At 62.4% G+C, this 24,459-nt stretch carries 26 protein-coding genes; 10 read left to right on the forward strand and 16 right to left on the reverse strand.

The window, feature by feature from the left end:
• Nucleotide 1: 1 nt before the first annotated feature.
• From J0A90_RS13175 to J0A90_RS13215, 9 genes are all read right to left on the reverse strand, one after another.
• Entirely contained in the window at nucleotides 2–985 is a 984-nt protein-coding gene (locus J0A90_RS13175) for a TRAP transporter substrate-binding protein (RefSeq protein WP_207036574.1), read from the reverse strand.
• A gap of 148 nt (nucleotides 986–1,133) precedes the next feature.
• Nucleotides 1,134–2,144, reverse strand: a complete 1,011-nt coding sequence (locus tag J0A90_RS13180; RefSeq protein WP_207036576.1) for a transketolase family protein — start codon at nucleotides 2,142–2,144, stop codon at nucleotides 1,134–1,136.
• Nucleotides 2,141–2,941 (reverse strand): transketolase, encoded by an 801-nt coding sequence (locus J0A90_RS13185; RefSeq protein ID WP_207036579.1) that lies wholly within the window; start codon nucleotides 2,939–2,941, stop codon nucleotides 2,141–2,143. Before J0A90_RS13185 ends, J0A90_RS13180 begins: the two co-directional genes overlap by 4 nt.
• Before the next feature lie 573 nt (nucleotides 2,942–3,514).
• Nucleotides 3,515–4,186 carry a GntR family transcriptional regulator gene (locus J0A90_RS13190; RefSeq protein ID WP_207036581.1) on the reverse strand — a complete coding sequence of 224 codons (672 nt, stop codon included), beginning with the start codon at nucleotides 4,184–4,186 and terminating at the stop codon, nucleotides 3,515–3,517.
• A gap of 104 nt (nucleotides 4,187–4,290) precedes the next feature.
• Nucleotides 4,291–5,424 (reverse strand): alpha-hydroxy acid oxidase, encoded by a 1,134-nt coding sequence (locus J0A90_RS13195; protein WP_233076769.1) that lies wholly within the window; start codon nucleotides 5,422–5,424, stop codon nucleotides 4,291–4,293.
• 57 nt (nucleotides 5,425–5,481) lie between these two features.
• Nucleotides 5,482–6,762, reverse strand: coding sequence for a TRAP transporter large permease (locus tag J0A90_RS13200; protein WP_207036585.1), 1,281 nt, complete (start codon nucleotides 6,760–6,762; stop codon nucleotides 5,482–5,484).
• Nucleotides 6,759–7,277, reverse strand: coding sequence for a TRAP transporter small permease (locus J0A90_RS13205; protein ID WP_207036587.1), 519 nt, complete (start codon nucleotides 7,275–7,277; stop codon nucleotides 6,759–6,761). Before J0A90_RS13205 ends, J0A90_RS13200 begins: the two co-directional genes overlap by 4 nt.
• 63 nt (nucleotides 7,278–7,340) lie before the next feature.
• Nucleotides 7,341–8,282, reverse strand: a complete 942-nt coding sequence (locus J0A90_RS13210; protein ID WP_233076770.1) for a TRAP transporter substrate-binding protein — start codon at nucleotides 8,280–8,282, stop codon at nucleotides 7,341–7,343.
• A gap of 364 nt (nucleotides 8,283–8,646) precedes the next feature.
• Nucleotides 8,647–9,738 carry a GTP-binding protein gene (locus J0A90_RS13215; protein WP_207036591.1) on the reverse strand — a complete coding sequence of 364 codons (1,092 nt, stop codon included), beginning with the start codon at nucleotides 9,736–9,738 and terminating at the stop codon, nucleotides 8,647–8,649.
• A gap of 201 nt (nucleotides 9,739–9,939) precedes the next feature.
• Between J0A90_RS13215 and J0A90_RS13220 the strand changes: the two genes are divergently transcribed.
• The gene (locus tag J0A90_RS13220) at nucleotides 9,940–11,124 is read left to right on the forward strand and encodes an S-(hydroxymethyl)glutathione dehydrogenase/class III alcohol dehydrogenase (RefSeq protein WP_207036593.1); all 1,185 of its coding nucleotides are present in this window, start codon (nucleotides 9,940–9,942) and stop codon (nucleotides 11,122–11,124) included.
• 105 nt (nucleotides 11,125–11,229) lie between these two features.
• Here J0A90_RS13220 and J0A90_RS13225 read toward each other — a convergent pair whose 3' ends face one another.
• The 6 genes from J0A90_RS13225 to J0A90_RS13250 form a co-directional block, all read right to left on the reverse strand.
• A complete protein-coding gene (locus tag J0A90_RS13225) occupies nucleotides 11,230–12,033 on the reverse strand; it encodes a metal ABC transporter permease (RefSeq protein WP_207036595.1) in 804 nt (267 codons plus the stop codon).
• A 74-nt stretch (nucleotides 12,034–12,107) separates the two neighbouring features.
• Nucleotides 12,108–12,902, reverse strand: coding sequence for an ATP-binding cassette domain-containing protein (locus J0A90_RS13230; protein ID WP_207036597.1), 795 nt, complete (start codon nucleotides 12,900–12,902; stop codon nucleotides 12,108–12,110).
• A complete protein-coding gene (locus J0A90_RS13235; protein ID WP_207036599.1) occupies nucleotides 12,895–13,818 on the reverse strand; it encodes a metal ABC transporter solute-binding protein, Zn/Mn family in 924 nt (307 codons plus the stop codon). The genes J0A90_RS13230 and J0A90_RS13235 overlap by 8 nt, the downstream gene beginning before the upstream one ends.
• Nucleotides 13,819–13,907: 89 nt before the next feature.
• Nucleotides 13,908–14,354: a nuclear transport factor 2 family protein gene (locus J0A90_RS13240; RefSeq protein ID WP_207036601.1), complete on the reverse strand. Its 447-nt coding sequence runs from the start codon at nucleotides 14,352–14,354 to the stop codon at nucleotides 13,908–13,910.
• A 4-nt stretch (nucleotides 14,355–14,358) separates the two neighbouring features.
• A complete protein-coding gene (locus tag J0A90_RS13245) occupies nucleotides 14,359–14,592 on the reverse strand; it encodes a hypothetical protein (RefSeq protein ID WP_207036603.1) in 234 nt (77 codons plus the stop codon).
• Nucleotides 14,593–14,741: 149 nt separating this feature from the next.
• Entirely contained in the window at nucleotides 14,742–15,668 is a 927-nt protein-coding gene (locus J0A90_RS13250; protein ID WP_233076771.1) for an oxidoreductase, read from the reverse strand.
• A 161-nt stretch (nucleotides 15,669–15,829) separates the two neighbouring features.
• On the opposite strand from J0A90_RS13250, the gene J0A90_RS13255 reads away from it, so the two are divergent.
• A complete protein-coding gene (locus J0A90_RS13255) occupies nucleotides 15,830–16,396 on the forward strand; it encodes an HdeD family acid-resistance protein (protein WP_207036607.1) in 567 nt (188 codons plus the stop codon).
• Between the two features lie 63 nt (nucleotides 16,397–16,459).
• Here the strand turns inward: J0A90_RS13255 and J0A90_RS13260 are convergent, their stop codons facing one another.
• Nucleotides 16,460–17,560: an MltA domain-containing protein gene (locus J0A90_RS13260; RefSeq protein WP_233076773.1), complete on the reverse strand. Its 1,101-nt coding sequence runs from the start codon at nucleotides 17,558–17,560 to the stop codon at nucleotides 16,460–16,462.
• A gap of 314 nt (nucleotides 17,561–17,874) precedes the next feature.
• Between J0A90_RS13260 and pdxY the strand changes: the two genes are divergently transcribed.
• The 8 genes from pdxY to J0A90_RS13300 all read left to right on the forward strand — a co-directional run bounded on the left by pdxY (nucleotide 17,875) and on the right by J0A90_RS13300 (nucleotide 24,430).
• Nucleotides 17,875–18,747, forward strand: a complete 873-nt coding sequence (gene pdxY, locus J0A90_RS13265) for a pyridoxal kinase PdxY (RefSeq protein ID WP_035475467.1) — start codon at nucleotides 17,875–17,877, stop codon at nucleotides 18,745–18,747.
• 3 nt (nucleotides 18,748–18,750) lie between these two features.
• The gene (locus J0A90_RS13270) at nucleotides 18,751–19,623 is read left to right on the forward strand and encodes a DUF72 domain-containing protein (RefSeq protein WP_207036611.1); all 873 of its coding nucleotides are present in this window, start codon (nucleotides 18,751–18,753) and stop codon (nucleotides 19,621–19,623) included.
• Between the two features lie 102 nt (nucleotides 19,624–19,725).
• Complete coding sequence (locus tag J0A90_RS13275; RefSeq protein WP_207036614.1) at nucleotides 19,726–20,130, forward strand: MerR family DNA-binding transcriptional regulator; 405 nt, start codon at nucleotides 19,726–19,728, stop codon at nucleotides 20,128–20,130.
• Between the two features lie 517 nt (nucleotides 20,131–20,647).
• Nucleotides 20,648–21,643 carry a DUF4062 domain-containing protein gene (locus J0A90_RS13280; protein WP_207036616.1) on the forward strand — a complete coding sequence of 332 codons (996 nt, stop codon included), beginning with the start codon at nucleotides 20,648–20,650 and terminating at the stop codon, nucleotides 21,641–21,643.
• Nucleotides 21,644–21,736: 93 nt separating this feature from the next.
• Nucleotides 21,737–22,609, forward strand: a complete 873-nt coding sequence (locus J0A90_RS13285; RefSeq protein ID WP_207036617.1) for a hypothetical protein — start codon at nucleotides 21,737–21,739, stop codon at nucleotides 22,607–22,609.
• Between the two features lie 575 nt (nucleotides 22,610–23,184).
• Nucleotides 23,185–23,730 (forward strand): hypothetical protein, encoded by a 546-nt coding sequence (locus J0A90_RS13290; protein WP_207036619.1) that lies wholly within the window; start codon nucleotides 23,185–23,187, stop codon nucleotides 23,728–23,730.
• 108 nt (nucleotides 23,731–23,838) lie between these two features.
• Nucleotides 23,839–24,150 carry a transcriptional regulator gene (locus J0A90_RS13295; RefSeq protein ID WP_051896297.1) on the forward strand — a complete coding sequence of 104 codons (312 nt, stop codon included), beginning with the start codon at nucleotides 23,839–23,841 and terminating at the stop codon, nucleotides 24,148–24,150.
• Nucleotides 24,143–24,430, forward strand: coding sequence for a DNA-binding transcriptional regulator (locus tag J0A90_RS13300; RefSeq protein WP_207036621.1), 288 nt, complete (start codon nucleotides 24,143–24,145; stop codon nucleotides 24,428–24,430). Before J0A90_RS13295 ends, J0A90_RS13300 begins: the two co-directional genes overlap by 8 nt.
• Nucleotides 24,431–24,459 lie beyond the last annotated feature (29 nt).

Consider the following 24,459-nt stretch of genomic DNA (forward strand, 5'->3'; position numbering starts at 1 on the left):
TTTACTGTGACGCGTTTTTCGCGGCTTCGACGACCATGTCGACCATCTTCGGGTACTTCTGCCGCCAGGCATCGTAGACGCCGCGCGTGGCCTCGATGAAAGGCGCCTGATCCACCTCGTTGAACGCCACCCCCGCCTGCTCCATCTTCGTGCGCAGCTCCTTGTCGGCGGCAAGCGAGGCCTGCCGGTTGTATTTTCCGGCTTCGATGGCGGCGTTCTGGATGACCTTCTGTTGCTCGGGAGAGAGGCCGTCCCAGACGATCTTGCTCATCAGCAGCGGCGTGGACTCGTACTTGTGGCCGGTGAGCGAGATGTACTTCTGTACCTCATAGAGCTTTGACGAATAGATGTTCATCAGCGGGTTCTCCTGGCCATCCACCACGCCCTGCTGCAGCGCGATATAGAGCTCGGAGAAGTTCATCGGGGTTGGTGTCGCCCCCAGCGCGTCGAAGATATCCACGGTCATCTCGTCCGGCGGCGTGCGGATCTTCAGCCCTTTCAGGTCGGCGGGCTTCTCGATCGGGCGGATATTGTTGCTGACGTGACGAATGCCGTTGTCCCACAGCGCCAGCAGCACCAGCCCCTGCTCCTGCGCCAGGCGCTTGAGTTCGTCGCCGACCTTGCCATCCATCACTGTCCAGGCGGTGGGCAATGAATCGAACAGAAACGGCAGCCCCAGCACGGAAAACTGCGGGACGATGCTCGCCACCGGGCCCTGACTGTTGGCGCTGAATGCCAGGCTGCCCATGCGCATCAGGGTCAGCGCTTCCATGTCATCGCCATACTGGGCGTTGCCGCCCACGTCGACGTGGATCTCGCCGTGAGTGCCCTCCTCGACGAGCTTGGCGAAGCGCTCGGAGGCTTCCCATTTGGGATTGCCCTCGGCGGCGTTGTGGGCCAGTTGCAGGGTCTGCGCTGCCAGCGCCGGCGTGTTGGCGGCGAGGGTAGCGGCGAGGGCGGCGGCGAGGGCGGCAGCCAGGGCCATGGTTTTCGGAATCGCTGTCGGAATCGCTTTCAGGATCGCTTTAATCATTGTCGTTGCGCTCATGGTTGCTGACGGGACTTGGGTTTCTTGACGGGATTTGGGTTTCTTGACGAGACGTGGTGAAGCCCTCGCTATGGCGCGTGCCGGCTCAGCTGGCGTAGGTGAGCGAGATGCGCGACGCCAGGGTCTTCACCATTGCCTGGGTCGAGATGCCATAGCGGTCATGCAGGGTGGGCAGTGCGCCGGCGTCGAGGAACGCATCCGGCAGCCCGATCTGGTGGAACTCCGGATGCACGCCGGCATTCATCAGGAGTGCGGCCACGCTCTCGCCCAGCCCGCCGATGACGGAGTGATTCTCCGCCACGTAGACGGGGCGCTGGGGATGACGCCGAATCTCATCGAGAATCGTCTGCGCATCCAGCGGCTTGATGGTGGGCGAGTGAAGCACTCCCACGTGCATGCCGCGCTCGGCGAGGAGGTCGGCGGCTTCGATGGCACGCATGGTCATCAGCCCGGAGGAAATGATCAGCGCATCCTCGCCATCCATGAGTCTGCGCGCCTTGCCGATCTCGAAGCGGTAGTCCGTAAAGCGATCGAGCACGCGAGGCACCTTGCCGCGCAGCAGACGCAGGTAGACCGGCCCATCGTGGGCGGCCATGGCATGGGTGGCCTGCTCGATATCCACCGCATCACAGGGGTCGACGATGGTGAGGTTCGGCATGCCGCGGAAGATCGCCATGTCCTCGGTCGCCTGATGGCTCGGCCCGTAACCGGTGGTGAGGCCCGGCAGCGCGCAGACGATCTTGACGTTGAGTTTCTCCTCGGCGATCGCCATGCAGATGAAGTCGTAGGCCCGGCGTGAGGCGAAGACGCCATAGGTGGTCACGAATGGGATAAAACCCTCGCGTGCCATGCCGGCACCGGCACTCATCAGCAGCTGCTCGGCCATCCCCATCTGATAGTGGCGCCCGGGATAGGCCTGGGCGAAGACGTGCAGGTCGGTGTACTTGCCCAGGTCCGCGGTCATGCCGACGATACGCTCATCGGCCGCGGCCGCCTCGACCAGGGCGTGGCCGAAGGGTGCCGAGGTGGTCGGCTGACCTTCCGCCGCCAGTGACGCGATCATCGCGGATGTCTTGAGTCGCGGTTGGGTACTCATGAGTGCTCGCTCCCTGCGGCGTCGGATGAATGGGCATAGGTATCGTCGAGTTGCTTCAGGGCGATGCGCCATTCGTCTTCGTCGACGCGTATGAAGTGGGTCTTGTCGCGGTCTTCGAGCAGCGGCACGCCGCGGCCCATCAGGGTGTCGCAGATGATGACGCAGGGCTTGCCGTCGGCGCTGTCCAGTGCGCTATCGAAGGCCTCGACCAGCGCGGCGAGGTCGTTGCCGTTCACCCGTAGCGCGGTCCAGCCGAAGGCGCGCCACTTGTCGGCGATGGGTTCATAGCCGAGCACGCTCGACGACTTGTCGTCGGCCTGCTGATCGTTGACATCGACGATGGCGACCAGGTTGTCGAGCTTCCAGTGGGCGGCCGAGGCGGCGGCCTCCCAGGTCGAGCCCTCGTTGAGTTCGCCGTCGGAGAGCAGGTTGAAGATGCGCGAAGGGCTCTGCTTGCGCTTCAGGCCGAGCGCCATGCCGACACCGATTCCCAACCCGTGGCCCAGCGAGCCGCCGGTGATCTCCATGCCGGGGGTGTAGGCCGCCATCCCCGACATCGGCAGCATGCTATCGTCGCTGCCGTAGTTCTCGATTTCGCTCTCGCTGATGACGCCTGCCTCGATCAACGCGGCATAGAGGGCGATAGCGTAGTGACCGATCGACAGCAGGAAGCGATCGCGCTCTTCCCACTCGGGGTCGTCGGCGCGCAGGTTCATGGCACGGAAGTAGGCGACCGCGAGGACGTCGGCGATGCCCAGGGCCTGGCCCACGTAACCCTGGCCCTGCACTTCTCCCATGAGGAGCGCATGGCGACGGATCCGATAGGCGCGTCGTCGAAGGGCGGGGATATCGGCGGGGGCGATCACGCGGTGGGTAGCCGGCTGCATAGAACGGGTTCCGTGAATTGGTTGACCAATTCACGGTAATGAGGGCCTGCAGTGAAAAGAAGACCAACTTTGGTCGCAGCAGCGCCATCATCTGAAGCGGATGAATCGACTCGACCCCGTCTGAACGGAAGAAGCTGCCACGCAATCGATAAAAAATGTTTATGTTTATCAGATGATTACGGGATTCTTGCGTGACGCCTGTCTGTTACGGCGAGGTACGTCCAGGCAGGGGGCTGGAAGGGATCGAATACGGCCAGGCTGAGACTAATGGTTAACCATTTAAGGCGTGCTGGCGGCAGGTACGAGACGAGAGCGCCTCGTGGTATCGATAGGAGGGGAATCGATAGAACTGGCACCGATAGAACCTCGGTGCCGCGGGGCGTTTTTACGTGACCGCCACCAGCACGCTCTTCAGCGCCGGGGCGCTGCCGCGGCGGCGTCGGGCGGCATGAGCGGGCGCGAGCCGGTTGGCCTCGTCTGGGTTCAGCCCTGATACGCCGAGTAATCGTGCGCCAGCGACTCGATGTTGTTGTCCATATAGGCCAGGTGCTCGCGCATGGCGGCTTCGGCTGCTTCGGCGTCGTGCTGCTCTAGTGCCGCGATGATCGCAGCGTGTTCCTGGATCAATGGCGGCACGCGCTGTGTCGATAGAAAGAGCGTTCTGACACGATTGATATGCAGCTGCACGTGGTAGATGGTCTGCCATACGGCGGGTTGGCCGGCGATCTCGGCGATCAGCTGATGAAAACCTTCATCGAGGCTTTCGATCTCGTAGAGCGGACGCTGCTGCTGTTCGACCAGTTGCTGGCGCTGCAGGTTGTGGCGTAGCTCGAGGCTCTGCGTGTCGGTGCACGACTTGGCCGCGTCCCGAACCAGGGCGCACTCGAGCACCGAGCGCGTGTAGTTTGCCGCTCTGACGATATCCGGCCGGATGGGTGAGACATAGGTGCCGCGCTGCGCCAGGATGTCGACGAGTCCATCGTAGCGCAGTCGCATGAGCGCCTCGCGCACCGGCGTGCGGCTGATGCCGAACTCCTCTGCCAGCGCCTTCTCGGAAATCTTCTCTCCCGGCTTCATCATCGTGGTGATGATCTTGTCGCGAATCTCGATGTAGGCCTGGTCGCTTGCGAATCCCTTCGACCACTGGTCTGCCATGCAAGCAACCTCTCTTTCTCGATGATAGGACGATCCGTCTGACAACGCGCCACACCGCGTATGGCAGGCACCCGTGCAGGCCGGGTAGCGCGCGAGCAGAGACCTCAGCGCGCCTCGCGCATGAGCGAATCATCCAGTTCTTCGAGTTTACTGCAACCCAGCAGTCCAAGATCGCGATCCAGCTCCGCATGCAGCAGTCGCAGTGCGCGATCGACACCGGGCTCACCCCCCGCGCCCAGGCCATAGAGCGTGGCACGCCCGAGCATGACGGCATCCGCCCCCAGCAGGCGAGCCTTGAGCACATCGCTGCCGCGCCTGAAACCGCCATCGAGCAGCAGCGTCATGGCATCGCCCACGGCGGCGCGCACCTCGGCGACGAGTTCCATTGGCGACACGGAGCTGTCGAGCTGCCTGCCACCGTGATTGGAGAGCACGATGCCATCGATGCCTTCCGCGCTGGCCTGGCGCGCCTCCTCGACCGACAGGATGCCCTTGATGAGTAACTTCCCGGGCCAGCGCTGGCGCAGCCACCGCATCTCCGCCCAGCTGAGCGATGGCATCAGATGACGACCAATGGCGGCGGCAGCGCCCTGGACCGAGGTCTCGCCGGGCGGAAGGAGATCGCCGAGATTCTGGAAGGTGGGCACGCCGTTCGGGTAGAGCACATCCTTGATCCAGCCTGGTCGGGTCAGGGTGTGGAGCTTGTTGTACCAGTCGAGTACCAGCGGGCGCGTGTAGTTGCGAGCATCCCATTCCCGGTTACCGTAGATGGCGCTGTCGGTGGTGATGACGAGCGTGTCGAAGCCCGCGGCCTCGCAGCGCGCCATCAGCTTTTCCACGTAGTCTCGGTCGCGGTAGAAATAGATCTGCATCCAGTTCCAGCTCTCGGTGACCGTGGCGACCTCCTCCAGTGCCGTGGTCGAGGCGTTACTCAGGGTGAAAGGGATCCGCCACTTGGCCGCCATACGGGCCAGCTTCATGTCGCCATCGCGGGTGATCATGCCATTGAACCCGGTGGGGGCGATGATCAGCGGCATCGCGATCTCTCGTCCCAGTACGTGGCAAGTCAGGCTGCGCTGGCTGACATCGGTCAGGGTCCTGGGGGTGAAGCGGTAGCGCTCGAAGATGGCTCGGTTGTTGGCCAGGCTGACTTCGTCGTCCGACCCGCCCTCGATGTATTCATAGACGAAATTGGGTAGACGCCGCCGGGCGATTGCGGCGAGTTCATCGATGTTCATGGCCCGCTCGAAGCGTCTGTGGCGGGGAAAGACTCTTCTCATGTCGTCTCCTGACGATTAGCGGGCATGCAGGACGTCTAGCGGTACCAGCACGAGCTGCGGGAACAGAATGAGCAGCAGTAATATGCCCAAGTAAACGATCAGCATGGGCCAGATGCCCCGGGTGATCTCCATCAGACTGATTCGACTGATGCTACAGCCGACGTAGAGCACGGTACCCACCGGTGGCGTGATCAGGCCGATGGAGAGATTGATGATCATCAGAATGCCGAAGTAGATCGGATCTATGCCCAACTGCTGCACCACCGGGATCAGTACCGGGGCGAAGATCAGCACTGCCGGTGTCATGTCCATCACGCAGCCGAACAGCAGCAAAATCACCATGATGATCAGTAACATCAGGGCGGGGTTATCGGTCAGGCTGCTCAGGCCCTGAGCGATCTGCAGCGGAACCTGGGCGACGGTAATGGCGTAGGCGGTGACGATCGCCGCCGAGGCGATCAGCATGACGATGGCGGTGGTCTTGGCCGTGCCGACCAGCACATCCAGCAGCTGGCTGGCTTTCAGCTCGCGGTGCAGCGAGGCAACGATGAACGCGTAGACGGCCGCCACCACGCCGGCCTCCGTGGGCGTGAAGACGCCGCCGCGTAGCCCGACGATGATGATCAATGGCAGCAGCAGGGCCCAGAACGCGCGCCTGAACGCGACCCCGCGGGTACGCCAGCCGGCCTTCTCCAAGCGAGCCATGTCGGCCTTGCGCGACACGGCCCACCAGGTCAGTGTCATCGCCAGCGCCATGATCAGACCGGGTACGATACCGGCCATGAACAGTCCGGTGATCGAGACGCCTCCCACCACTCCATAGAGAATTAGGGGAATACTCGGCGGCAGTACGGTACCGAGAATACCCACGGAGGCCACCAGCCCGGTAGCCCGATCCCTGGCATAGCCCTGGGCCACCATCATGGGGATGAGAATCGCGCCCAGCGCTGCGGTATCCGCCACTGCCGACCCCGAAAGGCCGGCGAAAATGACCCCGGAAAGGATGGCGACGTAGCCCAATCCGCCTTTCACGTGCCCGACCAGGGAGGAGGCGAAGGTCACGATGCGTGTCGAGATGCCGCCCGCGTTCATGATCTCGCCGGTCAGAATGAAAAACGGGATCGCCATCAGCGCGAAGTTGTTGGCGCCGGTGATGAAGTATTCCGCCAGGGTGGTGACGTCGAACATCCCTTGCGTCCACATCATGACCACGGCGGCGCAGAGCATGGCGAAGGCGATCGGCATGCCGATCAGCATGAGCGAGAAGAGCACACCCAGAAAGACGATGACGGTCATGATTCTGGGCTCCGCGAACTAGGCCGGCGCCACGCGGGCCCATGACGGCCCGTGATCACGAACGCGGCGGCCTGATAGATCAGGATCGAAGACATCAGCACGGCGGAGACCAGCCCTGCGTAGTAATAGTTGTTGATCGGAATCTCGGTCGCAGGTCCGGTCATGCCGCGATTGAGTTCGATCAACAGCAGCAGGCCTTCGACGATCAGCGCCATGACGCCGACGATGAGCACGACGGCGAAGCCGAACAGGAATTTCTGCATGCCGAGAGGTAGACGACCGACCAGCAGATCGACGCCGAGATGGCTGTGCTCGGCAACCGCGAGCACCGAGCCGAGAAAGACTACCCAGACGAACAGATAGCGCGCGACCTCGCTCGACCAGGTCAGGCCGCTGTCGAATGCGTAGCGCAATACCACATTGGCGAAGACGAAGCCGACCATCAGCACCAGTGCCACGGCGATGGCGAACTTGATCGGTTTGCCCAGCCATTCGAGATATCGATCGAATTGCATGATGTGCTCCCATCCCCGGTGAGAAGGGGCGCGCAGGCTGCGCGTCCCTTCATCGATAGGCGCTCACTGCTCGAGCTGCTGGTGCAGCTCATCCAGCCAGGCCTCGGCCCAGTCGTAGCGTTGGATGAAGTCGGCGTAGATCGGCTGCATGGCCGCTACCATGTCAGCGTGAAAGGCGTCGCTCGGTTCGGTGATCTCGAGACCGGCGGCGATCAGCTTGTCCTTTATCTCGGCATCGGTGCTGCGCATCAACGCCCACTCTTTCTCCATCGCGCGCTGAGCCGCCTCCCTGATCACCGCCTTGTCATCGTCACTCAGCGCATCGTAGAAGCGCTTGTTCATGAGATAGACGTTGGGGCTGAACATGTGGCGGCTGTCGAGCACGTGGCTCTGCACCTCATACCAACCGGAGCGATAGAGCGTGGCCAGCGGATTGTCCTGGCCATCGACGACACCCTGCTCGAGGGCGGGATAGACCTCGGACATGCCCAGGGTCTGCACGTTGGCGCCCAGCGCCTGACCGACCTGAACGTAGAGTGACAGATTGGGCATCCGCAGCTTGAATCCCTTGAAGTCGTCCAGGCTGGTGATCTTCTTGTTGCTGGAGAACACGCGGAAACCGTTGGCGGTCCAGGCCAGTGGCTCGGCACCGAGCTTGCGGAATATCGGGTCGATCTTTTGGCTGATCGGCCCGTTCAACAGTCTCTGTGCCTGGTCATAATCGCTGAACAGGAAGGGCCACTCCGGGAAGCCGATGCGTGGGTCCGCCGTCTGCAGCCCCATCCCCGAGATCGCCATCTCGATGCTGCCGGTCCTGACCCCATTGGTGTACTGCCTCTCATCCCCGAGCGAACTGTTCGGATAGATCTTGATCTGCATATCCGAGTGCGCTTCGACGTAGGGCTTGAACACGTCGCGGATGGCGACGTTCTGTGGGTGATCCTCGGCGAAGTAGCTCGCCACCTTGATCGTGGCGTCACTCTGTGCGGTGGCCGTGGTGCTCAACAGGAGCGTGGTCGTCGTTATAAAGAGTGTGGTCAAGCGCGAGAAAGGGCTCGCTTTTCGGATTCGTGTCATCGCGGGTGCCTTTTTCGTTGTTGGCAGGAAAGCGGCGTAAAGCGGCGCTCCGCTGGGAGGTGACCGGCAACTGATATACTAGTATCTCGATGCACGGATACGAGAGAGACCTTGGTCTTAGGAAAGAGGTTTCCGAACGACGCAAGCGGCCGCGTTCAGGCCCATCGCGTTACGCCTCGGCACCTTGTGCCTAGACCTAAGGCTACCGACAGCGCAGGGGGAGATACGCGGGGAGAGAGGGGTACCGGTGTCAGGTATCACGGCCTGTCGGTAGTGCTGGGAACTGGCGATGTCAGCTCACCGCCACCAGCAGGCTCTCCAGCGACTCGCGCGGGATATCCCGGGTAATGAACACCAGCCGCGAACGACGGTCTTCGTCTGGCCAGGCGTCGAGCTCCACCGGCGGATGGAAGATGTGCTGCACGCCGTGGATCACGGTGGGGCGCTCGCGCCCGGCAAGATTGAGGATGCCCTTGATACGCAGCATGTTCTCGCCCATCAGGGCCGCCATCAGTTCGAGCCAGGCCTCGAAGCGGCCGAGGTCGATCGGTGCCTCCAGGGTGAAGCAGTGGGCGTGTATGCGGTCGTCGTGGCGGTTGGGGTCGCGGGTGGGGTCGGGCGCGTCGCCGCCCACCGGCGTGAGCAGTGGCCCGGCACCCGTGGGGCCGGCACTAAAGGCCAGCCCGGACAGACTCGGTGGCTGGGCGTAGGCATCGATCCAGCGGGCGAGATCGGGGCGGGTGCCGTCCTCTCCCATCAGGCCCAGCCCGGTCAAGGCGCTGGCCTCGATCTCCCCCTGCACCACCTGGCGCTGGCCGGCTCCCGGATTGATCTCGGCCAGGCGCCGGGCGAGTGCTGCCAGCGTCTCGGCGGGGGCCAGATCGGCCTTGGTCAGCAGCAGGCGGTCGGCCACGGCGGCCTGCTTGAGCGCTTCCGCGTGCTGGTCGAGGGTGGCGCTGCCGTGGACGGCATCGATGGTGGTGACGATGCCATCGAGACGGTACTGGCCGACCAGCCTGGGTTCGGTCATCAGGGTGTGCAGTATCGGCGCCGGGTCGGCCAGGCCGGTGGTTTCGATCACCACGCGGTCGAACTGGCGCCGGCCCTCCCGGGCGTAGCGCCAGGGCGCATCGCGCAGCGTGCGGGCGAGGTCGCCGCGAATGGTGCAGCACAGGCAGCCGTTGTCCAGCGCTACCACTTCGGTCTCGTCGGTGGCGCTGAACAGGCGATGATCGAGCCCGATCTCGCCGAACTCGTTGATGATCACCAGGGTGCGGTCCATCGCCGGCTGGCGCACCAGACGATTGAGCAGAGTGGTCTTGCCGCTGCCGAGAAAGCCGGTCAGCAGGGTGACGGGGATGGGTGTCGTCGCGGTCTTGGGCATGGCGGTCGGACCAGAGAGTGGATGCGTGTCGTCGATGAGCAGCTTTGTGTCGGGATACCATAGCATGCCATTATTGTTATGTTATAACGTATCTATAGCGTGTCATGTCGGCATCATCACGTCGTTGGTGTGTCGGCCCGTCGCGGTGACACCCACGGGGTCGATATGACGTCGCCTCACTTTTCGTTGTCGGAGGTCCTCATGAAAACGCGTGCCGCCATTGCCTGGGAGCCGAACCGCCCGCTGGAGATCGAAGAGATCGATCTCGAAGGGCCCAAGGCGGGCGAGGTGCTGGTCCGAATCGTCACCACCAGCCTCTGCCACACCGATATGTTCACGCTCTCGGGTCGCGATCCCGAAGGGCTCTTCCCCTGTGTGCTGGGTCACGAGGGCGTGGGGATCGTCGAGGAGATCGGCAAGGGCGTGACCTCGGTCGCCCCGGGCGATCACATCATCCCGCTCTACACCCCGGAAGACCCCAACTGCCCCTACATCCAGTCCGGCAAGACCAACCTGTGCCAGACGATTCGCAAGACCCAGGGGCAGGGCCTGATGCCGGATGGCACCAGCCGCTTCTCCTACAAGGGCAAGATGCTGCGCCACTATATGGGCACCAGCACCTTCAGCGAGTACACCGTGCTGCCGGAGATCGCGGTGGCCAAGATCAACCCGCAGGCGCCGCTGTCCAAGGCGTGCGTGATGGGCTGTGCGGTGCCCACCGGTATCGGCGCGGTGCGCAACACCGCCAAGGTGCAGCCGGGGGATACCGTCGCCGTGTTCGGCCTCGGTGCAGTGGGCATGGCGGTGATCCAGGGCGCCAAACTGCAGGGCGCGGGGCGGATCATCGGGATCGACGTCAATCCGGCCAAGTTCGCCCTGGCCGAGTCGCTGGGCGCCACCGAGTGCCTGAATCCGAACGAGCACCCCGAGCCGCTGCATGAAGTGATCATCGACATGACCAACGGCGGCGTCGACTTCTCCTTCGAGTGTGTCGGCAACGTGCGCCTGATGCGCGCGGCGCTGGAGTGCTGCCACAAGGGCTGGGGCGAGAGCATCATCATCGGCGTCGCCGGGGCCGGTGAGGAGATCGCCACGCGGCCGTTCCAACTGGTCACCGGGCGGGTCTGGCGCGGTAGCGCCTTCGGTGGCGTGCTGGGGCGCTCGGAGCTGCCGGGCATGGTCGACGAGTGGCTGTCGGGGCGCTTCGACGTCGACCCCTACATCACCCACAACATGCCGCACGATCAGCTCAATACGGCGTTCGATCTGCTCCATCGCGGCGAGGCGATCCGCTCGGTGATCCACTACCAGCCGCAGGAGACGATGACCGGCGATCTACCCGGCGTGACCCTCGGCGACAGCAAGAAAACCCCCGAGCCGGCCTGATTGCCACCGATTTAGCGCAGCCCGAACTCGCATCAACGCCCGGCTCGTCAGAGTCGGGCGTTGGCGTGAGCGTGGCTCGCGTTATCGGCTCTCCGTGGCGCGGTGTCACAGGCGCAGCGCGCGGGTGGGCAGGCGGCTCAACGCATAGAGCCCGAAGCTCAGCGCGGCGATGCAGGAGGACGCGGGCAGGTTGGCATAGTAGGAGAGCAGCAGCCCGCCGAGCGATTCCAGCAGTGCCAGCAGCGCGGTGAGCCCCATCCCCAACCCGACACGACCACACCACGCCTGGGCCGCGGCGGCGGGGCCGACGAAGATGGCAAAGCTCAGCAGCGAGCCGATCACCGGCACCGCGATGGCCGCCGCGGCACCCACCAGCAGTAGAAAGAGCGTATCGAGAGTGGCCACCGGAATGCCCTGGGCGCGCGCCGCCTGCGGGTTGAGGCTGGCGAAGCGCAGCGGCCGAAAGATCGCGCCGAGGCCGATCAGCACGCCCGCCGAGGTGATCGCGATCCAGCGGATCTGCCCGGCATCGATGCCGAAGACACTGCCGAAGAGAATCCCGATCGCGGCATTGGCATTGGCGCTGTAGAGATTGACGAAGAGCGCGCCGAGCCCGAGCGAGAACATCAGGATCATGCCGACGCTGACGTCGCGCTCGCCCATGTCGCGCCCCGTCCAGGCCATGACCAGCGCCGCGCCCATGACGAAGAGCAAAAGCCCCAGCATGGGCTCGACCCCGACCAGCGAGGCCCCGGCGGCACCGGCAAAGCCGATATTGCTCAGCGCGTGGGAGGCGAAGGCCTGACGGCGCAGTACCACGAAATAGCCCACCAGTGAGCCCATCAGCGCAATCAGCGTGGTCGCCACGAAGGCGTTGCGCATGAACGCGAATTGCAAAAACTCGGGCATAAGAGAGTCGACCCTAGCGCGTAGAGATGGGGTAGCGATTGCGTAGAGAAAAGGCGTACATCTGAGAGAGCGCGTCAGGCGGCTGGCGCATCGGCGAAGACGAAGCGGCGCCCGCCGTCGCGGATGACCCGCACGGGTGTGGCATAGAGTTCGCTCAGCGTCTCGTCGCAGATGATCTCGTCGACGCCGCCGATGCGCCCGCGCCCCTGGGCGAGATAGAGCACCCGATCGCAGACGCGCAGCACCGGGTTGACGTCGTGGGTGCTGAAGATCACCGCGATGCCGCGCCGGGTGAGATCGGCGGCCACCGTCACGATCCAGTCGCGGGCGGCGGGATCGAGCTGCGAGAGCGGCTCGTCGAGCAGCACCAGCCTGGGGCAATTGACCAGCGCCTGGGCGATGAGCAGGCGCTGGCGCTGACCCCCGGAGAGCGTCGAGAGCCGGCGCGTGGCGAGATCTTTGGCACCCACGGTGTCGAGCGCGGCCTCCACCGCGGCCCGGGCACGCCGGCGGCTGCCGGGCAGCGGCAGACCCAGCCGATGCGCCTGGAAGGCGGCGCTGACGAACTCGCGGCCGATCAGGGCGTCATCGTGGGCGAGCGCCAGCGCCTGCGGCACATAGGCGATCTGACGGCGCATTCGGCTCGGCGTGCCACCCAGCACCCGGATCTCGCCGTGCCGCGGCGGGATCAGGCCCAGGATGGTCTCGAACAGCGTCGTCTTGCCCGCACCGTTGGGGCCGACCAGTGCGGTGAAGCTGCCGGGCGCGATCTGGAAAGAGACATGCTTGAACGCCAGCGCCGCGCCTTTACCCGCGGCCAGGCCGCGGGCTTCGATCGTCGCTGGGCTAGCGCTTGCGCCCTCAGCCACGCTTGGCGCCAGCCTCGGCCTTGTCCAGCGCCGCATGGATGGCATCGAGCTGGCGCACCTGCCAGGCGGCGTAGTCCTCGCCATGCAGCGGGATGGCGCTGACACCGACGGTGGGAATGCCGGCTTGCTTGGCCGTGGCGACCTGGCTCTCGGTCAGCCGGTTGTGCACCTGCTGGTTATAGATCAGCAGGTCGACCTTGCGCTGTTCGAGCGCCTGGGTGAAGGTCGCGACCTGGCGAGCGCTGGGCTGATGGTTGTCCATCGAAGCGAACTGAATGTCGTGGTAGCGGTTGGCGTAGCCGAGCAGCGCGATCATGTAGCTGTAGACCGGCACGGTGGCGGTCACGCTGAGGTTCGGATGGTCCGCGATCAGCGACTGCACGGCGCTATAGATCGGCGCCAAGCGCTGCTCGAAGGCCTTCAGGTTGGCGCGGTAATCCGCGGCGTGCTGCGGATCCAGGGATTCCAGCGCCGAGGCGACACGGCTCGCGGTGGCGAGCATGATCCGCGGCGAATAGAAGAGATGCGGATTCTTGTCGGCCATCACCAGATGGCTGCCGGCCTCGCTTGCACGAATCACCTGGCGCTGCTGGCTCTGGGTGCTCTCGAGCAGCGGCTCCATCCAGCCATCGAAGCCCAGGCCGTTGAGCACGACGAGATCGGCATCTTGTAGCTGCCGGGCGATCTGCGGATCGGCGCGGAAGGCGTGGGGATTGACCTCGGGGCTGTCGAGCAGCGAGACCACGTCGACGTGATCGCCGCCGATCGTCTCGATCATGCTGCCGTAGCTACTCTCCGCGGCGACGGCGTGAATGGCGGCCTGGGCTTGGGCGGTGGCGCTCAGGCAGAACAGTGCCAGCAGCGCGGTGGCCGAGCGCGTGAGGCGTGAGACATGTAAGCGATATGAAGGGAACATGATGACAGTGACTCCTGATGACTGATGGGGTGAAGGTGAATGGGTGAAGCTGGGGCGTGACCAAGGCCGGGGCTAGCGTTCAGGTCGTGTCATGCCAGTTGTGACGAGTGATGCGAGGTGATCTTCCACTCGCTCTCGATCTCCTCGAAGGTGAACAGAAAACGTGCCGGAATAGTGATCCGCTCACCCCCGTCGCGGTAGCGGAAGAAGTAATGCCCGCCCACCACCACGGTGCCCAGCTTGTGGCTGACCCGGCGGGCGTATTCTCCCAGCTCGCAGTCGAGCCCTTCGCGGGAGAGAAAGTCACGAAAGTAATCCTCGCGCGCGGCCTGGGTTCCGCGGATGGCGTTGGAGACGGTCGGCACCAGGATGGCGTCATCGGCGTAGAGCGCCAGCAGCGCGGTGGCATCGGCACGCGAGATGGCCTCGGCCCAGCGCTGGAGCGTGCGCGTGGCGCCGGCTTCGCACTGGGCCACGCTGCGTATAGTCCCCGCTGCCGGCGTGGATGCCGAGGTGGCCTCTGGGGTCTGGGTCATGGCGTCAGGCTTCCTGAGTGGTTGATTCGCGGGCGGCACGCTCGAACCAGGCGATCAGGCGTCGATGATGCGCCTGGCCGTAGTGCGCCAGAAGCTGCTGGGTGTGGTAGTCACGCGGATCGTTCAACGCCTGCAGCCGGGTCGCGATATAGCGCGGTGTCAGCGCGATGCCGCAGGCCACGGTGATGCAGTGGCGCCATTCGGCGTAGTCCTCGGGAATCGGGGCTGGCGCGAGCATGGGGGGACTCGATGTCGATCAGTTTTTTTATGTTATAACATAACGAATTTAGTGTGTGGAAATGGATTATCCCCATCCCCCATCCCCCATCCCCCATCCCCGATGTCGCTGGCACGGCAGGCATCCGGGCTGGGAGCATTCCGGATGTTCTAGCCGTGTTGCTGCCAGCTCGCTCCGGTCAGCTCGCAGGAGACCTGCCACAGCCGTTCTTCCACCGCGCGGTCTCGGGCGGCCTCGCTACGGTGGGCGGGCTTGGGCGCACCTCGGGTCTCGCCGAGCCCGTTGGGGCCGAAGTAGTCGCCGTTGTGGACATCCTCGGCGAGGGCCGCATGCAGCGTGGGCCGGGCGCCGTCGGCGGCGGACTGGCTGATCAGCGGCAGCAGCAGCTTGAAAGTGCGCCCCAGCAGCGGGCGGCTCTTCACGCCGCTGTCGAACAGCGCGGTGCGCGATAGCCCCGGGTGCGCGGCGACACTCACCAGCGGCCAGCCCTCGGCCTCGCTGCGCCGCGCCAGCGCCTGGGCGAACAGCAGCATGGCCAGCTTGGACTGACGATAGCCGCGCCAGGGATCGTAGTCGCGCGCGGCGTCGAGATTGTCGAAGTCGATCCGGCCGCTGCGGTGGGCCAGGCTGGAAAGCTGGACCACGCGGGCCGGGGTGGCCGGGCCAGCGGCCAGCAGCAGCGGCAGCAGCAGGCTGGTGAGCAGGAAGTGACCCAGGTAGTTGACCCCGAACTGACGCTCGAAGCCGTCGCGGGTGGTCTCACGGCTGGGCGGGGCGAGCAGGCCGGCGTTGTTGATCAATCGGGCCAGCGACTTTTCTTGTTGGCGCAGCAGCTCGGCGAAGGCACGTACGGAGTCCAGCGAGTCGAGATCGAGCAGCTCGAAGCGCACCTGCGCGTGCGGATGCTGCGACCGCACGGCGTGGCAGGCGAGGCGCCCGCGCTCTTCGCTGCGCGCTGCGATCACCACGCGATAGCCCGCTGCCGCCAGGCCCTTGGCGGTCTCCAGCCCCAGCCCGGCGGTGGCGCCGGTGACCATGGCGAGTGGCGCGTCGGCGGTGTGAGTCTTGGCGATCATCGAGCTGGCTCCGGTATCGGACTATCTTTTGAGTGTCAGCCTGCAGGCTGGGCCGTTGAGACCGCCCATCGCGGCACCTCTAGCGTGGCGGCAGGCGGACATATCAGCAAGCCTTGATACTCAGGGATACCCTGTTTCAGCAGTCACGAGGGGAGTGAAAGATGGCAACGAGAAGTCTGATCGGGCGTAGCTGGATCATCCTGATGGCGTTCGGTGTGGTCGCGGTGATCTTCGGTGCGATCGCGATCTTCAAGCCGCTGGGGGCGATCGCCGCGCTGACCTGGATCATGGGCATCCTGGCGCTGGCGGAAGGCATCACCACGCTGATGACCACGGCCACCGCCTATCGTGGCGCCGGCAAGGGCTGGCTGATCGGTTATGCGCTGTTCTCGGTGCTGTTCGGCCTGCTCGCGATCTTCGACCCGCTCTCCATGGCCAGCGCACTGCTGGTGCTGGTGGGCATCTGGCTGGTGATCGCCGGGGTGTTCCGCCTGCTGCTCGCGCTGCGCATTCGCCGCCCGGTGCCGGGCCAGGGCTGGACCGCCCCCGGCGAGGGCTGGACCGTGCTCAGCGGGGTGCTGGCACTGCTGCTGGGTATCCTGCTGATCGCCAGCCCGCTGAGCGGCCTGGTGGCCACCGCACTGTGGATCGGCGTCGTCGCGCTGATCTACGGGGTGATCCAGATCATCGCCGCGCTGCGCGTGCGCAAGGCGTTTTCCGGCCTTTGAGGGGAGCCCCGCCGTCGCCGGGTCGCGGAACGCCCGGCACGGCAGGGCCGAGCGTGTTTCCGCTCACTTGGGCATCAGCACCCACATCTCGCCGCGCTGCTTCATGCGGCTGGCGGCCTCGCCGGCGGCGTCACCGTGGCCCCAGTAGAAGTCCGCGCGTACCGCACCCTTCACCGCGCTGCCGGTATCCTGCGCCACCATCAGGCGTTGCAGCGGCTGCTGCGAGAGCGGCTGGGTGGTGGAGAGAAATACCGGCGCGCCGAGCGGGATCTCGCTGGGGTCCACCGCGATGCTGCGCTCCGAGGTGAGCGGCACCCCCAGCGCGCCAACCGGGCCGCTGCTGTCGGAGAGCGCCTGGTCGCCGGTCAGCTCGCGGAAGAACACCATGCGCGGATTGACGTTGAGCATCTCTTCCACCTGGCTCGGGTGGCGCCGGGCCCAGGCGCGCACGCCGGGCAGCGTGGCCTCGGCGGGGGTGATCTCGCCGCGGTCGATCAGCCGCTTGGCGAAGGAGCGAAACGGCTGGTTGTTGGTGCCGGCGTAGGCCACGCGCATGGTGGTGCCATCGGTCATCTCGATGCGCCCCGAGCCCTGGATCTGTAGATAGGCCGCCTCTACTGGGTCATCGACCCATACCAGCTCGGTACCGTTGAGGTCGCCGCTACGCATCAGCTCGCGGCGGGTCGGGCCGACGTGGGTGTGCTTTTTCCAGTACTTCGGATACTCGTAGAGCGGCGTCTGGTAGGGGCCGCCACGCACCCGCGAGCCGCGCAGGATAGGCTCGTAGTAGCCGGTGATCAGCCCGGTGGAACTGCCGTCGCTGTTGGTCACCCGGTAGGGCGTGAAGCGGGTCTCGAAGAAGTGCTGAATCGCCTGGGCGTTGAGCGGGTCGACCGACTTGGCATCGGCGCACACCCCGCGCCACAGCGGCTTGCGCGCCAGCCGGGTGCAGCTTTCGCGAAAGGCGCTCCACGCTGCCATCGGCTGATCCCGACTCCAGCCGGGGAGGTGCTGCCAACTGGTGACGCGATCCTGGCGCTCGACCCGGGTCTCGGCATCGCCGCTCGGTGCCACACTGGTGATCGGCGCGCTGCTGCAGCCGGCCACCACCAGCGCCAGCAGCAGGCTCCCCAGCAGTGCCGCATGCCGGCGCAGCGCCACCACCGGCCGGCAGCGCGAGCGAGGCGCCGAAAGAGACGCCGATAGCGGGCAAGACGACGCGGAAAAAGGCAGCGCTGGGGAAGACGACGCGGGTAAAGACAACGCGGAAGGAGAAGCGGCGGCGCGCTCGGCTGACAGCATACGGTTTCGATCCTTGAACACGGTAAGGTGGCGGCGCGGCGGGGCCTAGGTCGCCACTTCGCGAGCATATCGCCACCGCCTGCCAGCGTCGAGACGCCGCCGTGCCGAGGCCTAGCCCTGCCCCTCGTTCATTTGGGGCATTACACTGTGCTTTTTCCCCGCGGTAGGAACGCGCCATGACCCATGTCATCTCCATCCAGAGCCACGTCGCCTACGGCTATGTCGGCAACCGCGCCGCGGTCTTCCCACTGCAGCGGCTGGGGCTGGAAGTCACCGCCATCAACACGGTCCAGTTCTCCAACCACACCGGCTACGGCGCCTTCACCGGCGAGGTGTTCTCGCCCGCTCACCTGCGGAATGTGCTCGACGGGGTCGAATCGCTGGTCGGCCTCGGCGGCGTGGATGCGGTGCTCTCCGGCTACATGGGCGACGAAGGCATCGGCCGCGCGGTGCTCGATAGCGTCGACCGGGTCAAGCAGGCCAACCCCGAGGCGCTCTACTGCTGCGACCCGGTGATGGGCGATGTCGGCCGCGGCTTCTTCGTGCGCGAGGGAATTCCCGAATGGATGCGCGATCACGCCATTCGCCGCGCCGATATCGTCACCCCCAACCAGTTCGAACTCGGCTTTCTCGCCGGGCGCGAGATTCACACCCTGGACGATGCCCTCGCCGCCACCGCGGCGCTGCGGGCCCAGGGCCCGCGGGTGGTGCTGGTCACCTCGCTCGAGGTGGCGGACGACGACGCCGGCCATATCGGCATGCTGGTGGATGCCGCCGGCGGCAGCTGGCGCATCGCCACGCCCAAGGTCGACTTCGCCATTCCGCCCAACGGCGCGGGCGACTTCACCGCCGCCATGTTCCTGGCCCAGAGCCTGCGCGCCGGGCTCGGCGACGAAGGCCCGGCGCGGGCGCTGGAGCAGACCGCCGCCGCGGTGCAGATGCTGTTCGAACACACCCGCCGCGCGGGCACCCGCGAACTGGCGATGATCAGCGCCCAGCACGATATCGTCTCGCCGACGGTGACCCTGCACGCCGAGCGCCTGCGCTGACCGATGACCCTCGCGGAGACACCCCAGCCGCCGCTCTACCTGGGCATGGCGATGTGGGCCAACAACGACTGGCGCGGCAGCCTGCTGCCGGCCCACGGTGACGCGGGCCTGGCCGACTACGCCCGGGTGTTCAACGCGGTGGAGGGCAACACCACCTTCTACAGCGGCCTGCCCAAGGCGGAGACCATCGCCGCCTGGGCCGCGCAGGCGCCTTCGACCTTTCGCTTCTGCTTCAAGCTGCCGGGCCAGCTGACCCACGCCAAGCGTCTGCGTGAGATCGACGACGAGTTCGTCCGTTTCGTCGAGGGCCTCGGCCCGTTGGCGGATCGGCTCGGCCCGCTGATGGTGCAACTGCCGCGGGATTTCGGCCACGCCGAACTGCCGGCGCTGGCGCAGCTACTCTCGCGCTGGCCGCCGGGCCTGCCCTGCGCGGTAGAAGTGCGGGAGCTTGAATTTTTCCACAAGGGGTTGGCAGAACAGTCACTCAACCGCTTGTTGATAAGTCAAGACGTGGATCGCGTGATGCTCGATGTTCGCGCGCTATTTGCCACCCCCGCGGGGCTTGACAAAAAGCTCGCAGCCGCTCAAGGCGAAAAGCCGAAAGTCCCACTACACGTGCTCTCCACGGCGGTCAACCCTGTCGTGCGCTTCATCGGCCACTTCGATGAAGCGATCAATGCAGCGCGCTTCGCGCCGTGGATAGAACGGCTTAGCCTGTGGATAAAACAGGGGAAAACCCCTTTTCTCTTTGTGCATACGCCGGATAATCGCCAGGCGCCGGAGCTGGCGCGACAGTGCTACAGCCGGCTCGCCGAGCGGGTTGCGCTACCCCCGCTGGCCGAGTTCGCCGGTGACCGGCAGGAATCCCTGTTCTGAGTGGCATGCCCCCACTAGAAACATCGGCAGCACACCCTGCCTTGGTTGATCTTCACGTTAAGGTCAAATCCCGGTAGGGTGAAGAAAAGTTAACAACAGGCAATGCCCGTGTCCGGCCCAACCTACGCCATTGGCGAACTCGCGCAGCAGTTCGACGTCACCACCCGCACCATCCGCTTCTACGAGCAGGAAGGCCTGCTCTCCCCCGAGCGCCGTGGCAAGACCCGCGTCTATCGCGACAAGGACCGTGTGCGCCTCAAACTCGCCCTGCGTGGCAAACGCCTCGGCTTCTCGTTGATCGAGATACGCGAAGTGCTCGATCTCTACGACGACCGCAACCACGGCAGCGTGCGCCAGCTCGAACGCATGCTCGAAATCCTCGCCGACAAGCGCGCCAACCTCGAACGCCAGCTGGAAGACATCCGCGCCATGCAGCGCGAACTCGATCAGGTCGAAGCGCGGTGCCAGAGTGCGCTGGGCGAATTGAAGGAAGCCGAGCGTTCTTGAATCTGGCCTCTCTCGTTATGCCAAGCAGCCAGTGACACTCCCCACCTCCTAAATAATCCTCGGTTTTCGACGCACCAGCGCCCCTCCCTCTGACGCCACGACTGATTAATGCTTTCGTGGCGTTGTCTCTAATGTAATGCTTGGTTACTGTGCGTAGAACAGCACAAGAGATGGCCTACAGCGCCACAAGCTCACAAGGGACAGCCGCGCTGGGGAGATGGTAACCATCTTCATCCTCCATGGCTGGCGGTAGCGTGGTTGCCTTCACCAAAAAGCCAGTCGGACGACCCACCGCTATATGACTGTATCTATGCGCAGTCATATTGGACCGAGCAAAACGCGCGAGCACGCGAATTCTGCAAAACACGCCTAATTATCCCGAGGCTTCTTTTAAATAAATAAGTTAAGCGCAAAGTGCCTGGCTAGATAGGTCGATTAAACGCGCGAGCTTGTACAAGTGGCAAAACGAGCAGACTATCTAATACCTGTTAGGTGAACCTATCAACTACGAGATCTCATGGATAAAAGATATCAGGTTTTTGTAAGCTCAACATATGCTGATTTGAAAAATGAAAGGCAGCATGTAATTCAAGCTCTTATGGAGATGGACTGTATTCCGGCAGGGATGGAGTTATTTCCAGCTGCCGATGAAGAGCAATGGAACTTTATTAAAAAAGTAATCGACGATTGCGACTACTATTTACTGGTCATAGGTGGGCGTTACGGTTCAACAACAGATGATGGAATTAGTTATACGGAAAAGGAGTTTGATTATGCTGTTGATCAAGGTCTTAAAGTTGTTGCTTTGATTCATGGCGCCCCAGACAATATCCCTTTTGGTAAGTCAGAGACGGACCCAGAGCTTAGAGAAAAACTCTTCGCCTTTAAAGACAAAGTCATGACGGGGAGATTAGTTAAGTTTTGGCAAGCAGCATCTGAGCTTCCCGGCCTTGTAGCACTCAGTCTAACTAAAACTATAAAAATGTACCCTGCCGTTGGTTGGGTTAGGGCTAATCATGCGGCAAGTGAAGATATCCTCTCTGATATTAATCAGCTAAGAAAGCAAAATGCTGAGCTTCAAAATACAGTAAACGAACTAGGTGTCCAACAAGCCGCCGATATCAAAGGGATTGCAGATATCGATTCTGAGTTCACCATCAATGGTTCGTACTACATTCGGCGACGCGGTTCTTCTATTAGCCAAGAATATTTGTTTTCTTCTACCATAACATGGAGAAATTTGTTTGCTCTTATAGCTCCTTATCTAGTGGAAAATCCGAATGATGGTCTTGTTAAACGTAAATTGGCGGCTAGCTTGCTAGAGAGAGAGGGAAAATCCGGATCGACTATAAGCATTAACGATCAGGAGTTTAAGACTGTTACGATACAGTTAGAAGCATATGGCTTAATCACTACGTCTTACAACAAAACCACCCAAGGTGGCATGGCTTTGTTTTGGCGGCTGACTAAAAAAGGAAAGCAGTTAATGATAGAGAGCAGAGTGATAAAGTGAATGCACCTAAAAAACGCGTCAATTAGGACGTTCGCAAGCTCTTGCCTACTACGCGGACGTTATATACCAGGACGAATGTAGGAGTAATGCTAAATGCAGCACGCAAGATGCACGATTGATAATAAAGTATGGGAAGCCGAGCATTTCTCCGTTCTGCTTGAGCCCAATTTGGAGAATATGCGCCGTAATCTCGTGTGTGCCGAGTGCGGCGAATTTGCTTGGTTCCGTAGGGCGAGTAGACACGGTCGCCCCCCTCATTTCTGTGCTCATCATATGGATAATTGTGGGCTGCGAGTTGAGTATGTAGCAATAGGTGAACAACGTGATGATGCAACTACTCAGGAAGAAGAACTCAATGCTGGTGACAGCATAATTGTCCATCTCGACCAAGAGCATGGCGGACAGATTGATGTGAATGAGCTCCAGCACCCGCCGACGCCGGGTGTTGGATCAGGCGGCAGAGCTTTTGTCGTGCCTGGCGGCGAGAGAGAGACTGCGCAGCAGTTTACGATGAGAAGGATACTTCTGAGGCTTGTTCAGAGCCCAATGTTCCGCAATTCCAATAGGCAATTAATCCTTTACCGCAAAGACGAGGAAGTGTTGGTGTCTGGTGCGGTTAGGGATGTCGTCGCAGGGTTTATGGACATAACGACTGAAAGGCATTCTGAACGTCAGATGCTATATTGGGGGCCTATCGCATCGGCCGGCATGACGGCAGACGGGAAACTATGGTTGAACTCTTCAGATCGTCACCAAGGGGTCAGTGTCGCTATCTTTGATGATGTCGTGGACGAGTTTCTGAAAATGTTCGGTGTAAATGATCTGGAAGACCTTACAGGTGCTCATATCTTAGTGGCGGGAACTTGCTATTACGCCAGAACGGGCAAGCCAGTTATTTGGTGTGGGTCACCCCGGTATATAGTCGTAAGACGGTACCGAGATGCACGACTTCAGGTTGGCATTTGACGGGATTTTTATAAGAACCAGTTCTAAGCGATCCGCATAAGTGAAGCAGGTTTTTGTAGCGGAATTGGATTTGGTGCGCCTCTTTTTTAGGTGCCTGAAACGGAGCGTCAGTCGCGAATGTAATACCGCCGGCCTATAGCAGCCAGATGGCGACCGGAATCCTAAACCAGAACGAAAAGGCTTGTTAAAAGCATTAGTTTGATATCTCTCACGCAAGCAAATGACTCTCTTCTGCATGATGAGCATGGGGGTTTTATAAAGCATTATGGTGTAGATATTAACAGTAATAAAATTATTGACCTGAAAGTTATGGTTTCAGAAATATTTTCCCGCCTGCCGGATGTGGGTATGTTTAGTAATCTTTATGTGGGATATAAAATACAGCATGTCAGCAAGGAACTTGGTTTGCATAGATTCGGAAAAATCATGCACTGAGCGTAGAAATTAAAAAAAACAAGCACAGTTGCCAAGGCAAAGAAGTAACTAAAAAGAAATGGCTATGTTCGGTAAATGTCTGACGTGGCAGCTATTGCCTAGACTAGACTCATGCACGCGGGATCAACCGAGTACTGACGATGGATTGGCTGACGTTCATTTCGAGCCTCGTCCGGTCGCTGGCCTGGCCGGTGTTCGCTCTGATTCTTGCGCTTCTCTTCCGCGACCAGATCCTGCAGTTTGGGTCCTTCATCAAGAAGCTGCGGGCCGGGCCCATCGAGGCTGAGTTCGAGCATGACCTAGAACAGTTGCGCTCGCTGTCGCCAGGTCCCAGTGACGTCGTCGGTGTGCGTGGCGGTGAGGAGGAGACGTTTCTCACCGAGCTGGCCGAGCGGCATCCCCGTACGGCGATTCTGGAGGCATGGACCCGACTGGAGCGCGCGGCCCGCGCGTCGCTGTCGTCACGGGAAAGCGGCGATAGGAGCCCGGGCGAGGTATCAGCGGCTCGGCTACCGGAACTGCTGGTGCGGGCAGGGCTGATCGATCAGCCGCAGGTGACGCTGTATCACGAGCTGCGGCGTCTGCGTCGCGAGGTGGCTCGTGATCTGGAGCCGGCGAAAGAGGCAGCACGAACCTATGTCGAGTTGTCTCTCGCGCTCCAATCCCAGCTAGATCGCGGGGTCTAGAGCGATTGATCCATGAATGACTAGCGCGGCGCCACGCCGATGCCGAGCCAGTGCGTCGAATTCACCCCTGTTTTTGATATCCATACGGCGATGCCGTACACTCCTGCAATGCTATTCATCGAAACCTCAACGTTCACCAAGCTGTTGCCGAGCTACCTCACGGACGAAGAGTATCGTGGGCTGCAAACGTATCTGTTGCAGAAGCCGGATGCCGGCGATCTCATCAAAGGCTCGGCGGGTGTTCGTAAGGTTCGGTGGGCCCCAACCGGTTCCGGCAAGAGCGGCGGTATCAGGGCCATTTACTATTGGAAGAAATCCGATCACGAGATATGGATGCTGACGCTTTACGGTAAATCGGAGCGTGCGAGTATCCCTGGGCATATGCTCAAGCAGATAGCGGAGGCGATCAAAAATGCCTGATAGAGATATTGGAGCCGAAATTCTCGAAGGCATCCAGGAAATCAAGCAGTTCAAGAAAGGCAAGCTGGCGCTGCGAACGCAGGAACTCTCGGCACCTTCGCCGCCGAAAACGATCCGACTGAAGCTGAAGCTGTCGCAATCCGCCTTCGCGGGTTTGATGGGCGTCAGCGTGCGAACGCTTCAGGACTGGGAGCAGGGGCGGCGGGAGCCGCAAGGGCCGGCAATAGCACTACTGCGCATCGCGGAGCAGCACCCGGAAGTCTTCGAAAAGCTGCATTGAACAAAGTGATGTGCCACTTCCAACGGATA

Source organism: Salinicola sp. DM10 (assembly GCF_017306975.2).
In the GTDB taxonomy this organism is placed as follows: Bacteria; Pseudomonadota; Gammaproteobacteria; order Pseudomonadales; family Halomonadaceae; genus Salinicola.